At 42.5% G+C, this 15,391-nt stretch carries 8 protein-coding genes; all 8 read right to left on the bottom strand.

What is annotated here, in order from left to right:
* Nucleotides 1-16: 16 nt before the first annotated feature.
* Nucleotides 17-1,876, bottom strand: coding sequence for an outer membrane protein assembly factor BamB family protein (locus BACINT_RS03375; protein ID WP_007660608.1), 1,860 nt, complete (start codon nucleotides 1,874-1,876; stop codon nucleotides 17-19).
* Nucleotides 1,877-1,899: 23 nt separating this feature from the next.
* The gene (locus tag BACINT_RS03370) at nucleotides 1,900-5,028 is read right to left on the bottom strand and encodes a golvesin C-terminal-like domain-containing protein (protein WP_007660607.1); all 3,129 of its coding nucleotides are present in this window, start codon (nucleotides 5,026-5,028) and stop codon (nucleotides 1,900-1,902) included.
* A 22-nt stretch (nucleotides 5,029-5,050) separates the two neighbouring features.
* The gene (locus BACINT_RS03365; protein ID WP_007660606.1) at nucleotides 5,051-6,499 is read right to left on the bottom strand and encodes a sodium:solute symporter; all 1,449 of its coding nucleotides are present in this window, start codon (nucleotides 6,497-6,499) and stop codon (nucleotides 5,051-5,053) included.
* Between the two features lie 41 nt (nucleotides 6,500-6,540).
* Entirely contained in the window at nucleotides 6,541-7,707 is a 1,167-nt protein-coding gene (locus tag BACINT_RS03360; protein ID WP_044154693.1) for an exo-beta-N-acetylmuramidase NamZ family protein, read from the bottom strand.
* A 221-nt stretch (nucleotides 7,708-7,928) separates the two neighbouring features.
* Complete coding sequence (locus BACINT_RS03355; protein WP_044154692.1) at nucleotides 7,929-8,576, bottom strand: hypothetical protein; 648 nt, start codon at nucleotides 8,574-8,576, stop codon at nucleotides 7,929-7,931.
* A 114-nt stretch (nucleotides 8,577-8,690) separates the two neighbouring features.
* Nucleotides 8,691-10,514: a RagB/SusD family nutrient uptake outer membrane protein gene (locus BACINT_RS03350; RefSeq protein WP_007660603.1), complete on the bottom strand. Its 1,824-nt coding sequence runs from the start codon at nucleotides 10,512-10,514 to the stop codon at nucleotides 8,691-8,693.
* Between the two features lie 12 nt (nucleotides 10,515-10,526).
* Nucleotides 10,527-14,048 carry a SusC/RagA family TonB-linked outer membrane protein gene (locus BACINT_RS03345; protein ID WP_007660602.1) on the bottom strand — a complete coding sequence of 1,174 codons (3,522 nt, stop codon included), beginning with the start codon at nucleotides 14,046-14,048 and terminating at the stop codon, nucleotides 10,527-10,529.
* A gap of 440 nt (nucleotides 14,049-14,488) precedes the next feature.
* Entirely contained in the window at nucleotides 14,489-15,337 is an 849-nt protein-coding gene (locus BACINT_RS03340; protein WP_007660601.1) for a hypothetical protein, read from the bottom strand.
* Between the last annotated feature and the right edge of the window lie 54 nt (nucleotides 15,338-15,391).

The raw sequence follows: 15,391 nt of genomic DNA, 5'->3' as shown, positions 1-15,391 counted from the left end.
TTTAATTATTAATTCTTTAATTTTTAACTCGTAGCAGTCCTACTTCGCCACTGGTGGCGGTGAACAATACCTGTTGCCCGTTCAGCGGCACTACGGTATTGATCAGTGAGTTACCTATCTTATGTTTCCACAAGACTTTACCTGTCTGGGCTTCCAAAGCAAAGATCAATCCTTCCTTGGTACTGCCGAACATTACACCTCCCTTTTCCACTTGCATAGAGGGTGCATGTTCGTATCCGAAGCCGACGTTACTTGCCCATAATTCACGGGGTTGATCTCCTTGTGTGGCATAGCAGACAATACTGTCGTTCATAGTCTTGCTGAATACGCGCGTTCCGTCTTCCGATAAACCAATCGTTTCACGTACCATAGACTGGAAAGTGCGCCATACTGTTTCTCCATTTTCTATATTGATAGCCGTCATGGCACGTTGCGGGTCGGTGATAAATACTTTGCCTTCTGCAGCTACCGGCCATACGGCTGCGGGTGAGAAGTGCATGCGCGTTAAACCGCCTGTCCACTTCCATAATTCCTTGCCGTCTGCCTTATTCAATGCATAGAGGGTATTGTCCCAGGCACCGAAGATCACTTTGTCGGCTGTTACCAGTGGTTTGGTTTCAATGTATCCTTTCACACCGGTATATACCCAGATTACTTTACCTGTATGGATATCAATTGCACGGAAAGTAGAATCGCTGGCACCAATGTAGGCAATTCCATTTTCAATGGTTACCGCACCCAGTACCGGGCTTTTTGCTTTTACAGTCCACAGCAGTTTTCCGTCTTTGCTGTTCAGACCGTAGATGTTACGGTCGGCAGAACCGAATACGACTACACCGTCTGCCGCAGCCGGAGTGCCTACAATGCGTTTGCCGGATTGGAAGTTCCATAGTTTCTTTCCATTCTTCAAGGCATAGCAAGTCAGATAACCCATATCGTCTCCGACGAACACTTTTTCTTTTTCTACTGCAGGTGAACAATAGATGCCTGCACCGGTTTGTACTATCCACTGTTCTTTCACATTCGGGTATGCTGTGTTGACTGAAAAATCGGGGTATTTCTCTGCTTTTCCATTACGATCATAATAGGGCTGAGCCAGCGAGAAAGCAGCCCATTGTTTTTTCGATTCGCCGATGCGTTGAGTGTAGACGAGGATCGAATCTTTCGTTATATCATAGATACCATATCCCGGTTTTCCATCTTTATCACGCAGGTTGCTGCGCATCAAAATACCCGGAATGCCATCATAACGCAAATCCCGGTTACGGTGATAGTGCCCGCCGATGAACAGACGAATGTTATAGGGGCGTACTGCATCTGTTACTTCATACCAGTTATCCACATCTCCGTCCAGTAACGGATAGTGTGTGACGAGTATAACCGGTTTGTCTTTTCCAAACTTATCCATTTCTTCCGTCATCCAACGGATGTCCTGCGGAACGACATGTCCGTAAGCCATACGCATCAACGGGCCGGAGTTGAAACCCAGAAACAGGATGCCTTTATGCTCGAATTCAAAGCGTTCGCCGCCGAATATCTCACCGAAGGCAGTACAACCGGAGTCGCTCCATTTGGTTTCATGGTTACCGAGGACCACGTAATACTTTGCTTTCAGTAAATCCAATGTCTCTTTGACTTTCAGCATAGTGGCACGGTCGCCTTCTTCAGTGATATCGCCCGTAACCAAAACAAAGTCAATACTGTCTGTCGCATTTATTTGCGCGACGGAACGTAGCAAGTCTTCCGTCGGGTTGGGATTGTTGGGGCTGAAATGGATGTCCGTTATTTGCGCAAAACGGAATGTACCATGTTGTGCCTGTACCGCGAACGGTAGCAGGCACCCCAGCAGGAACATTATTAAAAGTCTTCGCTTCATAGATGATGATTGGTTTTAGTATATTATTGTTTGAATGAATCTGTTTTTTCACTGAAGAATGTCAGGATGGCATCCATTAACATTTCTCTTTCAGAGGCGGTGCGTAATGCTTCGAACGGGAAAGCCAGTATGCAAGTCTTGTAGTCGCCTTTGTAAGCTACTCCGGCACTCAGGTTGTTTTCCGAATAGCGCATAACGGTGTATGCATCTTTGGTTGCTGGTTCGATGGCATCCGGTGATTCTACTACATAGCTGTCTGCATTCAGTTCATTATGGTATGTATAGTTGCCTGAAAGGGCGGGGAACGGTGAAGCTACACATTTCACCTTACCCTCTGTAGCTGCCTGCCCCACGCGCCATTTATATTTCAGGACTTCTGTTGCAAATTTCTTATCGGACTCCTGAGCCGGGGCAAGGCGATTGTCCCAAAGGTCGGTTCCTACATAAGCACCCGAGACGAAGATGTTTCCGCCTTGTCCGCAATATGCGGTGATAGCTTCCTGCATAGGTTGGCTGAATGTTTTGAACTCTAACGGCTTCACACCGCCACGTCCCATTTTGGTCTGACATTCTTTACCCAATATCAGGTCTACATACTTATAGTCGTTCAGGTTCATAGTTTTATTTTCCACACTTTCATCGCTGCAAGATATGAAAGAATATCCGGCTTTCAAAATAGCGGCTCCATGAATAGCGGGATAATCGAATGTGTTTCCGGCGATTACTTTATCTTCGTAATTGCCATAGCTGTCTCCGAAGCCGGAAGCATCGTCGTCCATCCATGGAATGGAACGGCGGTATTCTTTCATCTTACCGATGTAGCTGATATCTTTCAGATAAGGTACGCCGTGGTCCAGATCATCTAAGAAACCGGCAAGTAAAGTATCACCGGGAGCAGGTGCAACAAAATCAGCCGGAGCACTGATGCGGTCGAAGCCGTTTACTATCAGCACGATATCTGAGTGATTAGCGTTTGTTTGCTTATCACTCATCGTTAATCGCTTATAACTATTAAGTGCACGTCCTGCAGAGAGTATTTCGGACGGGAAACTTTCTCCGCCCTTGTTGACGGCAGTTACTTTATAGCTGCATACCATGCCGGCAGGGAGGGCAGTGCGATAGGTATTCTTATCTACCAACACACCATTGTCGAAATCGCCATCTCCGATGCGGGTATAAACTATATATTTTTCAGCATTTGCCGTTGGCTCCAGTGGGTCGGCTACGGGTTGCCAGGTCAGCTCTATTTCATTCTCGCCTACCATTTTCAATGCCATATTGTCGACAGGTAACGGCTGAACAATATAATCCATGTGGTATTGCGAGCAAATGAATTGCAGCATACCTTTATAGATTGCACGGCTTACCGTAAAACGGAAACGTGGATCTAAACCATAACGCATGTCTGTAAAGTTCTGGTGAGAAAGTAATTCCAGTAACATAGTGGGGACACGGGGTACACGTGCTTCGTAGTAGGATTGGTTCCACATACCGCGGCGTGTCCAATCCGGTTCGTATAGGCTACGGATATCCTGTACGATATTTGACTGAATCAGGTCTGTCATGTCGTGTGCCAGATAGCGGGATGCTCCGTTGGCGTATTCTTCATTGTAAACGTTGGTATAGTAGATACCCAGTGTTCCGATGATGGAATCGTTTAGCGTGGTTCCTGCATCTGAATGGAAGGCGAAAGCCATATCTACCGGGATATTCAGTCCTTGTTCTGTCGGATTAACCGTAGAACCACCGGCAAGGTAATTCACCCAGATACCACGACATTTGTAATCGTCTGTATAGTCATTCTTACCTTGACTGTCGGAATAGACACTGTCCGGAATACCTGCCCATTGAAGCCAGTAGCGTGCTGCCTCGCAGAAACGGGGATAACCGCTTATCTCATACGGGTAATCTATCTTCGGCATTTCTTTATGCACTATGGCAGCATTGCCGTCCGAACTTTTAATATTCTCTGTGGCACCTGCATCAGAGATACGGCGTGCTATATTTCCCATACCACCTCCGATTTTTACGGCATCAGCGGTAACGATACGTCCGGCTTTATCAGAACGATTGCTTAAAACAACTTTTCCGGCATCGCTTTTTCCGGCATCAAAACCAAATGTACCCAGATAAATCCAGGTGCCGCCACCCATCTGTTGGTTCACTTTGAATTGGGATACTCCTCCTTTGTGATAAACAGTGTAAAGAGCATCATCCGTACTGTTTGGCAATGATTTATAGGATACATAAACGGCGTACTGTCCGGTTGACGGAAGTTCAGGAATCCATTCGGCAGTGCTTTCTTTCTCTTTCTTACCTTTTACCGTCTTAACTGTGCGGAAAGTTCCTTCACGGAATGGGTTCTCAAAATTGATATATTGATCGCGCAGATGGGCGAAACCTTCACCAGTACCTTGCATCCAGTTCTTATCGCCTGTCTTTTCTGTATAAACGGAACGGGAGTGAAGGCAACCGTCATTGTCTACAACAACTTCTGCTATTTGACTATCCCGTTCACGGGGTATCAGCACATTAGCTCCTGCATTCTCCAACATGGGAACCAGGAAAGGCAGTACATAACTTTGCGTATATAAATCTTCCACCGTCTGGAAGATGCGGGCGCGTTGCCATTCCCAACGTGTCAGTTTAGGCTCATAATAGAAGCCGTGACTCTGCCACAAGGCAATGTGACGGTTCTTTAAGCCATTTGTAGGGGTATAGGGGGTAGAAAGGGCCGTTACTAAGGGTTTTGTTCCGGCAGGATTGAATGTTTTGGCTTTTTTGTCCTTTTTACTGCGTAGTGCTTGGGGAATTAATTCTTCAATGCTACGCTTATTCGTGCGGATTTGCAGGTTGTACTTTGAAAACTCTGCCGGGAGCAGTGCCTGCACACCTTGGTAAATCTCTGTCACATTATCTTCCCGGAAAGGAATATATGCACAGTTCATGTTAGCAAACAATTGCAACGTATTTCCTTCAATGGAAACAGAGTCAATCCGGATGCGTCCTACGGAAACCTCTTTCCGTGCAGTTGCGTCCAGAAACTTACCGATTTTCTGGCGGACATCCGTCGAAAGCTCTTGCGCGCCTCCCGTCTGGGGGATCAGGGAGGCGGTGAGCAAAGTGAACAAAAAATGAAGTCTTACATTCATGGATGATGTATTAAGTTAATTATTAGTTCTTATCTTTTCTGATCAACAGACAGAGTCCGATAAACGTGAACAGAGCGTTGAATATCAACAGTTCGTAGCTGAACTGATACCCATTGAACCAGGCTTCCGAATTCTTTTGCAGGATGAAGCAAAGGATAGGCGAAAGGATGGCTACCAATGGGATATATTTATCGCGAACCTGCTGTTTCATGAATATACCGAATGCGAATAATCCGAGGATGGGACCGTATGTGTAACTTGCCAGTATATATACGGCATCGATCACACTTGTGTTATTCAATAGGTTGAATACGAATATCGTGATACCCATAATTGCAGCCATGCCAATATGTACCCGCTTACGTATCTTTACGATTTCTTCTTCCGTCCTGCCTTTTGTCCCGAGGATATCTACTGTAAAGGAAGTTGTTAAAGCTGTCAGTGCTGAGCCGGCAGCGGAATAAGCCGAAGAAATAAGTCCGATGATAAACAGGATACCTACAATTGCAGGGAAGTAGTTACCGGTGGCTATCAACGGGAAGAGTTCATCGCTCTTTTTCACCTGAATACCTTGGTTACCAGCAAAGATGTAAAGCAATACCCCCAGCATAAGGAACAGCAGAATTACGAAGAACTGTGATATAACACTCGTAATCATATTTTTCTGTGAATCTTTGAAGTTCTTGCAGCTGAGGTTACGTTGCATCATGTCCTGATCCAGTCCTGTCATGGCAATCATTGTGAATGCCCCGGCAAAGAATTGTTTGAAGAAATACTGCTTGCTGTTTATATCGTCAAAGAAGAAGATGCGTGACATGTCACTATCTGCAATGGTGCTAATCATACTGCTTAGCGACAGGTTGAGATCAGAAGCAATATAACTGATGCAAAGAACTACCGATACCACCAGGCAGAATGTTTTGAGTGAATCTGTCCAGATCAGGGATTTTACTCCACCCCGGAACGTATAGAGCCATACTAATGCTACGGTAATAGCTACATTCAAAATGAAAGGTAATCCAAACGGTTCGAATACCAGCAGTTGCAGTGTCAAACATACGAGGAACAAACGTACTGCGGCTCCCAGCATCTTAGATATGAAGAAGAACCATGCACCTGTCCGATAGGAAGACATACCAAAACGATTCTCCAGATATTCATAGATGGACACCAAGTTCATCCGATAGAACAGTGGCGTCAATACGAATGCAATGATTAGTTGTCCCGCAACAAATCCCAATACCATTTGCAGATAACCAAAACTACTGGCAGCTACCATGCCCGGCACTGATACATACGTCACTCCGGAGATGCTGGACCCAATCATGGCAAATGCCACAACATACCAGGCCGATTTACGGTTACCAACGAAGAAACCTTCATTGTCGGCTTTTCTACCGGCTATGTAGGATATAGTGAACAGTATCACAAAATAAGCGGCAATGGTGATAATAACGGATATCGGGCTCATACTATTATTTTACGATTGGACAATTTATATCGGTAATAAACTTACTCTTCATAAAGCAAATATGGTTTACGTTGTGCCTTGAACTTTTCAACATCACCTTTCCACATGGCTTTAATTTCATCAGCACTTTTTCCTTCTTTAATCATTTTCCGTACATAATCTCTTCCCACTAACAACTCAAAGAACGGGCGGAAGAAATGGTCATCCAGATTCAAGTTACGGTAGGCGTCAATGACATAGGTTAAATCTACTCCTCGCTTCCAGATTTCCTCATCGCTCATATTGCTCAGATCTACGCCATGGCATAGTTTATTCAACTGAGGCGGATTCTTTGCTCCGGGAATACTTCTTGGAGTGAAGCTATAATTATATCCGGTCATATTGGGATGTCCATACACCTGAAATGGCAGTGAAGTCCCTCTGCCTAAGCTGACAGGTGTTGCTTCAAAGAAACAAGTAGACGGATATAAATATATTGACTTCATATTCGGCAGATTAGGAGATGGAGGAATTGGCAACTGATACCTTGTCTGGTGTGTATAGTTCTTACACTTGATAACAGCTAAATCACATTTGCGTGAACCGGGTAACCAGCCTTCTCCATTTACCATTAATGCAAGTTCCCCTAATGTCATTCCGTGTACAATAGGAATCGGCAACCATCCCACACCTGATTTATATTTCATATCCAGAATTGGTCCATCTACATAATGTCCGTTTGGATTGGGACGATCTAACAATAAGACTTTTTTATTATATTCCGCACAAACATCCATTAGCCTGCACATTGTTATATAATAGGTATAGAAGCGTAGCCCTACATCTTGTATATCTATTATTAATATATCGAACTTTTGCATTGAATCCTTACTTGGCTTCTTATCTTTACCTTCATAAAGTGAAAGGATAGGTACACCCGTTTTTGAGTCTACTGAACTGGATACGTGTTCTCCTGCATCTGCATTTCCACGGAATCCATGTTCCGGTGAAAAAATGGCAACTACATTGAACTTATTTTCTAAAAGGACATCCAATAAATGTTTGTCTCCTATCATTCCTGTATGATTGGAGAATATAGCGATTTTCTTATCTTTCAGGATGGGAAAATACTCGGAAGTCTGTTCGTCACCCAAAATGATTCGATCTTTTTGCGCTTGACACAAGAAGGCACTGCACAATAAAAGAGCCAGTAGCAGAAGTTTCTTCATAATAGTATTATTGTTAAGGAGGATTTTCGTAGCAACAAAGATAGACTTTATTTTAATATCAAAAACACTTATTTTATTATTTTTAGTATTATAATTATTAATTTGCAACTCAAGGGTGAGGGCTTAATGAAAGAAAAAGTCCCATTCATATTCAAAAGATATGAAATGAATGGGCGATGTTATCTTTGTTATTGAGGGAACATGGTTTTGGAGTAAGTATATTAGAGTGAATCTGCGTGAATGCACAATCTTGAGATCTGTTGCACATTATTAAAGTCTATATTGTTCTCTTTGATGAATAATTTTAGCTCCTCTTTATGTTTAGGGTATAATTTCAGGAATTGTTTGAAGTTCTTGAAAGATTTTTTCTTCCCTTTCTTTTCTACCCAATAAATATTGTATCGACGTCCAAGTATCAATTTTTCCGGATCGAATTCATAGCGTTCTCCACGTCCTGCATACGTCCCTCCGTATGTTTTTACAGAAGATGTTTCTGCGGGTTGACCATAGGCGCCTTTTGAGGCTTCTTTACGCATATTCCCCTTATATTGTATATACAATACGGGATTTGTCGGCAGAATTTCAATCCCATAATTTCCTTCCGTATAGAACACTCGATTACCAAACTTTATAATCTGTATATCCTGTGGATTACTTAATACTTTTACTTTATTGTCTATATGGTCAATAAAATAAAACTTGTCCACTAACAGATTGTAATTCATCTTTTCGTGATATTGTGAACCGTCTTTGAAGTAAACGGTTGCTTCTTGAAAATCATTAAAAAGATAAGGGGAACTCTCCTTGTCTTGAGCATGAAGCATGCATACGGAGCATGCCAAATAGAATAAAAGTAAATATTGTTTCATAGCGTTATTATGTTTTAGTGAATAAGCAATAATGCCTGACTCATTTATGCAGGAACACAAATGGGTAGGCATTATTCTTTTTAGTCTGAGTGATTTAGAGAGTATTGTGCATAATTACCAACCCTTTGTCTGTGTTAGTTTGAAGCCTTTCTCCGCATAAGTGTTGATTTCTTGTTCGCCTACAGGAGAACAATAACTGCGATCACTAAAGGTGTTGCGTGGCAAGGCATTCGTTGGCAGATAATAGCCTACCATATCAGCAGCATTGGTCCCATCAAAAGTGATAATACTACCATCTTCTTTCTTTACCTGTCGCTTACCAATATATTGATCGTCTAAATAGGTTGGAACTTCTTTGGGCATATCGACCCAAGGTCCTGTCATCGTATCCGGATATTTGCTATTGTTCATGTATTCCAGCTTTTTCCAACGTTTGATGTCATGTAAACGGCAATGTTCATAGACTAATTCCATACGGCGTTCACGGCGGATTTCCCAAATTAGAGGATCAACGTCCTGATCTCTTGCAGGATCAAAGTCTGTTGTGATATCAGATAATTTCATGTCAGCAGTATTTTTTAATCCCTTAGCTTGTGCAGTAGCATCCAGTGGGCGACGTCTCAGTTGATTAATGGAGTTGTCAATATCGGTCTGAGTTACTCCACCCAATTCTGCTTTAGCTTCGATCCAGTTCAATAAGACCTCTGCGTAGCGGATAACTGGGGCATCATTTGTGTTAGTATTAGAATCATAAATAGGGTTGTTTTTCGGATTGTCCATTGTCAGTGCCTCACGATCAATGAACTTGGAAGCATAAAGCAATGTAACAGAATTTGTATTTACATGGTCAATGAATGTAGCTTCAAAGCGTGGGTCACGGGTCTTTGCCAGATTAGCAATGCTCAGCAATTTTGCATTTTCTATATCCGAATGTTGATAAACCTTACCATCCTGGCAGATGAAGGACTTTGCTAGGGCGAGATTGGGAGCTGGGGCTTGGCTTTCTACTCCGTTGGAATAAGATGCAATATGGTGTTTAAGCATTTCGAATGTATAGTGCCGATACATGATGGCTTCCTTGTTACCCTTTAAGTCTTGTGAACCGAATACTTCGCGGAATGGAGTGTCAATAGCAAATTTGCCACTATTGATTACTATTTCAGCTGCTTCCTTGGCCAATTGCAGATACTTGGTTGCAGCAGCTTGGTCTCCACCATGATATTTTTGCCATGTTCCCTCAAAAAGCATCCAGCGGGAGGCAAATGCGGCTGCCACATATCGATTTAGGGTATTGGCGCCATCGTTGTTGCGCATGTTGACCAGTACTTCGTTCTTTAACATATCGTGAACCTTATCCATTACAAACACACGACTGTCCCGGTCTTTATACATAGCCTCCAGGTCGCTGTTGGCAAATGAGGTTTCATAATATGGCACATCACCAAATACAGCTACCAGTCGGGAATATGAGAAACACTTAAAGAAAGCTGCTACGGCATGCCAGTGGTTAAATGCCTCTTCCGTTACATTTCCTTTCATATTGGCTTCCAAGCGTTCCATAAATACATTTGCTTTACGTATCCAGGTGAAATTCCAGGTCGGCCCGACATACTGGGTTTGATAAGTTGCCAAGTCATTTGCGTTTGAACTGCCAAGGCTCGTAGGTATTGAGTTGCTGAATGATGACTGTTGTCCGGTAGAGGCTAAATCGTCAGAGAAAGACATACCACGCAAAGGGGTATAGTTGGTAGCCCACCCGTCGGCATAACCGACAAAATAGTTCCGGTAAAAACCGTTGGCGTACAGACGGGCATCCATTTCGGTTTTCCAGAATGTGCCGTCTGTCGGAGTGTTCAATTGCGGGCGGTCCAGAATGTCATCGCAAGATGTAGTCATTAGAACTGCCACTGAGAGTATAGTGAATATATATTTTTTCATAATGGTATGTTTTTAGAAGTTTAATTGAATGCCTACAGACATGTTCTTCATAGTAGGTGTACCAACACCTGTACGACCGGAATTGTAGTTTGTAGAGTTGAACATAGAGAAGCCTGAGATTTCTTCCGGATCAATGGGCAGGCCTCTCAAATTATCAAATGTAAAGAAGTTCTCGCATGCAACATAAATACGGGCTTTGTTGATTAATACTTTCTTGGTCCATACGGCAGGTAATGTATATCCCAATGTAATATTCTTGATGCGGAAGTAAGACATGTTGAGCAAGTAACGGTCTTGAGTTTGCATATTGAAACCGGTATTTGAACCTGCCATATTGTAAGCGGCAGGATAGAAAGCATTGGTACGGTCTTCTCTCCAGTAGTTCTCGGCAATAGCCTGAGGCATAGCACCGTCACTTGTATTGAAGCCCGGTATTGCAAGGAAGCCTGCTCCCCAAATGTCACGTTTGCCCACACCTTGCATAAAGATAGAGATGTCAAAACCTTTGTAATCAGCACCCAGGCGAATACCATATTCGTAACGTGGAGTAGAATTACCAATTACTTCCAAGTCACCGGTATTACGTTTGCCATAATTGGGATCGTCTTTGTCTGTTACGGTATCTACAGAACGGGCTCCCGCATCTATTTTCCCGTCACCATTTATATCTTTATATTTTACGTCACCCGGGCCGAATTTGATCGTTCCTGTTTGGAAGTAGTCTTGATATATGCCATTCGGGTCTTTTAACTTGTTCATTTCTTTGGCGCCGGGAGTATTGGCGGGTACCTCTTTACCATTCAAAGCATAAACAGTTACCGGCTTGCCGTTCTCATATACAAAGTCATCCTTCTGATAAAGTCGGTCTGTGCGGTAGCCCCAGATTTCTCCATACTTCTTTCCGACATACCAACTGCTAATGCTCTTGGTATCACCGTATGCGGTAACTTCTGTCTGGGCATCAGAAATTGTAAACATGGCATTGAGCCCTAATCCGTTCTCAAAACGGTGGTTATAGTCAATGGAAAGTTCCCAACCTCTTGTCCTTAATGAACCGAAGTTACCCTTCGGCGATCCTGCGCCGAAAGTCCATGTAACGCCTTCACCGGGAACAATCATATTCTTCGTATCGCGTTGGTACCAGTCGAATGTGATACCCAAACTACCCTCAAAGAAACGTGCGTCGAAACCGAAGTCTAAAGTAGCGATATCCTGCCAGGTAATACTGGGGTCTACAGCAGCGGGAGTTCCGGCATAAATAATTTTGTTGCCGCTTGGGTCGAGCCAGCTTACCTGTCCTTGGCTGATAGTTGGTACATATAATGAACTGGATACAGTCTGGTCGCCAATCATACCCCAAGAACCGCGAAGCTTCAAAGAAGAAAGAATTGGTTTAGACCAAGTCATGAATTTTTCTTCACTGAGACGCCATCCTGCGGAGAATGAAGGGAATGCTCTCCATTGCAGGCTGCTGGGGAATTTGGAAGAGCCATCATAGCGGACATTTGCTTCCAACAGGTATTTATCCATAAAATTGTAATTGACACGCCCAAAGAAACCAAGCTGACCGTCCCAATAAAGGTTACCGCTGGAAGTCTGCGTACCGATTGTCTTGTCCCAGCTGAGGTTGTTGATGTCAGTCAGGTTGGTGATCTGTGACCAGTTGTCCTCAGATTCCCAATCTGTCCGGTTCATACCAGCCAATACCTTTAAATTGTTTTGTTTGTTGATCTGCCAATTGTAATCAGTCGTAATATTCAGCGTATGCCGTTTGGCATTGGTCACTTGGCGGCGTATGTGGTCGGGGTTTCCGCCATCCGCTGTGTATTGACGATAGTTTAGGTCATAGGCAGGCATAGCCCCTTGGCTACCTGCGGATACTACTTCTCCTTTATTATTGACATATATTTGGTTGCCATTGCCGTCTAGCCTTTTGACAGGAGCTGTCCAAGTATCAGCGGCCGTATACTTAGTACCGTTCTTTTTCCAAATCTGATCTTCACCGGCATAGGTGTAGTCAATATCAAATTTCCAGTCCTTTGTTATTTTTAAAGTAGCACCTACATTGAAACTCAGGTAGTTGTCTTCTTTGTTTGCAGTGTTAGCCTGATGCACTTCAGAAACAGGGCTACGCATTTCGTTTCCATTCTCATCGTATCCCATTGGATAAGTGCTGTCCCAACGATAGAGATAGAGCCATGGGTCAGCCGTCGTAGAATTTGTGGCATAAGCATAACGTTTGTTGCGTTTTGAATAATTAGCTCCGGCACGAGCTGTAATGTACTTGTTGATTTCTGTACTTAAACGTATGGAGCCGTTCCATCGGCGAAAATCATCATGTTTAGCCACTTTCATCAGACCGTTCTGGTCCAGATAACCTAAACCGACATTGAATGTGGTTTTGCCGCTTTTACCACTCAGTGAAATATTGTGGGTTTGTGAAGGAGTCCATTCGCGAATCATATAATCATACGGATCGAAAGTACGTATAGAGAATTTGCGATTAGAAGCGTCCACGTACCAGTCGCGTCCATAAACGAACGGATCGTTAACGCCTAACTTGCCACCCCAAGTATTTTCCCATTCCTTAGCTCTTTCAAGGCTCGTTTCATCTACATACCAGAATGCGCCGTAAAGAGTTCCTTTGGCACGTTTCAGGGCATCAATACGGTATTGAATACCATCGACACCTGCCATTTCCATCTTCTTGGAAATGTTTTGCCAAGAGAAGTTACCGGAATAACTTACTTCTACTTTTTCGTTTCTGGCACCTTTTTTGGAAGTGATCAATACTACACCGAAAGCGGCTTTGGCTCCATAGATGGAAGCGGAAGCTGCATCTTTTAATACGGTGATAGATTCAACATCATCGGGATTCACCATCTGGATAGAGGGAATTTCCACGTTATCCAACAAAATTAGCGGAGTAGAGCTTCCATCAATGGAACCTATTTGTCCACGTACCTTTATGGTTGGGTCCGAACCGATTTCACCACTTGGGATAACAACAGATAATCCCGGCGTTGTACCTTGTAAACCGCGGCCGATATCGGCTATTTGGCGTCCTTCCAGAGTCTTGCTGACATCTACTGTTGCAATGGCACCTGTTAGGTTGGCTCTTTTTTGAGAACCGTAACCTACAACTACTACTTCCGAGAGTATTTCGCTATCCTCTTTCAAGATGATTTTCATAGTTCTGACGGCTTTCACTTCTTGTGTTTGATAGCCTACATATGATATTTTCAGCACAGCTCCTTGCTTTACACTTAATGTGAATTTGCCATTAATATCAGTAATACCACCATTGGTGGTTCCTTTTTCCACTACACTGGCACCAATAATGGGTTCACCTGTAGCATCTAATACTACACCTGTAACAGTGATAGTTTGCAGTTGCTCAGCTACTCCATAGATACTGCTTTCGGCAGTTTGAGTAGCCATCACATTACTGCTACCTAAAAGCAGTGCACTAATGGCTACTGCTGTGAAGAATTTGCTATGCATTATTCCTCGTTTTTTGTGTTCTTCATTCATAAATGATTGATGATTTTGTTGTTAATTGAAATAGTTTTCTCAAAAAATCAGGGTAAGGATAGGCAGTATAGGAATAGCGAGGCTATTTCTTCTGTCAGATAGTTCTTTGCTTCATAGGCGTTTCTCTATTTAAAGGTTTAACTTATATTTTATCTCTCTTGCTTTTATTGTCTAAAAACTAAGTCCCAAGAGAACTTAGTAATTCTGCTATCGGTTAAAAATTAAAATACACTAAATACTGTTACGATTTAGTCGGTCGTTTTAAGAGATAAACTCGTTATTAACAAAGGTGATGAAACGCAATTTCTTCGTTTCTTCTTAGCAAAGATATATTATAATTTAATATCAAGAACATTCCTTTGCATTTATTTAACTTTATATTTATAAGTTTGCAAATGAGAGATTGTTATACCCTCGCTAATATGTTTTATATACAAATTTTAAGGTTCTTCAATATTTAAAGAATGGAAGTCAATTAAACCATTCATTGGAGTTTCTTCAATAATATCCAGTTCAATATCAAACTCATTGGCAACTTCTCTTAAAATTTTGGCATAACTATAAGCCAATGATCCAACAAAACGGATTGGATAGTTCTTATAATCATATTGGCAAACATTCCTTATGAAGAAATTGCGTAAGTTAGTAGTTATTAGATCATATACATAATCATCGCTTGTATAATCTGCCAGAAAATACGAAATAGTAGAGAGGAAACGATTAGGAAATGGACGATTATAAACAGATTCCATTACTTCATTTGGGCTAATACGAAACTTCTCAAAGAAATCGGCCATAATATCTTTGGGTGCTAAACCTTTTAATACGTCTGAAAGAAAATGCTTGCCCAGCACTGCCCCACTGCCTTCATCACCCAATATATACCCACCAGCTCTGACGTTTTTTACTATAATTTTCCCATTATAAAAACAAGAATTGGAACCTGTACCTAAAATACACGCAATTCCTGCTTCACATTTAAATAGACCACGGGCAGCCGCAAGTAAATCGCTTTCTACTTGAATCGGAGTTTTGAACTGTGCTACTAATGAGGCCCCCAATACATTCTTTTTTTCATAAGAAGTACAACCAGCACCATAATAATATACTTGCTCAAGCTTTCTTTTGAAAAAAGTCTCGGGTAAACCTAAACGCACACTTCGGCTGATCTCTCTTCGGGTTTGGAAGAAAGGATTAAGTCCCTCAGTAAAAACACGTTGTATCAGGTGATTGTCTTCAACTAAGGCCCACTCAGTTCTTGTTGAACCACTTTCTGCAATCAGTTTCATACGCAGTTGGATTTAGAATTGGATACAAATATATAGTTTTTTTTAATATACCAG

The organism is Bacteroides intestinalis DSM 17393 (assembly GCF_000172175.1).
GTDB lineage: Bacteria > Bacteroidota > Bacteroidia > Bacteroidales > Bacteroidaceae > Bacteroides > Bacteroides intestinalis.
This window is presented reverse-complemented; position numbering and strand designations above follow the sequence as displayed.

Bases quoted from the DNA above. Each gene is read 5' to 3' on its own strand.
- BACINT_RS03360 (WP_044154693.1), bottom strand. From the start codon at position 7,707: ATGAAGAAACTTCTGCTACTGGCTCTTTTATTGTGCAGTGCCTTCTTG.
- BACINT_RS03365 (WP_007660606.1), bottom strand. From the start codon at position 6,499: ATGAGCCCGATATCCGTTATTATCACCATTGCCGCTTATTTTGTGATA.
- BACINT_RS03340 (WP_007660601.1), bottom strand. From the start codon at position 15,337: ATGAAACTGATTGCAGAAAGTGGTTCAACAAGAACTGAGTGGGCCTTA.
- BACINT_RS03350 (WP_007660603.1), bottom strand. From the start codon at position 10,514: ATGAAAAAATATATATTCACTATACTCTCAGTGGCAGTTCTAATGACT.
- BACINT_RS03370 (WP_007660607.1), bottom strand. From the start codon at position 5,028: ATGAATGTAAGACTTCATTTTTTGTTCACTTTGCTCACCGCCTCCCTG.
- BACINT_RS03345 (WP_007660602.1), bottom strand. From the start codon at position 14,048: ATGAATGAAGAACACAAAAAACGAGGAATAATGCATAGCAAATTCTTC.
- BACINT_RS03375 (WP_007660608.1), bottom strand. From the start codon at position 1,876: ATGAAGCGAAGACTTTTAATAATGTTCCTGCTGGGGTGCCTGCTACCG.
- BACINT_RS03355 (WP_044154692.1), bottom strand. From the start codon at position 8,576: ATGAAACAATATTTACTTTTATTCTATTTGGCATGCTCCGTATGCATG.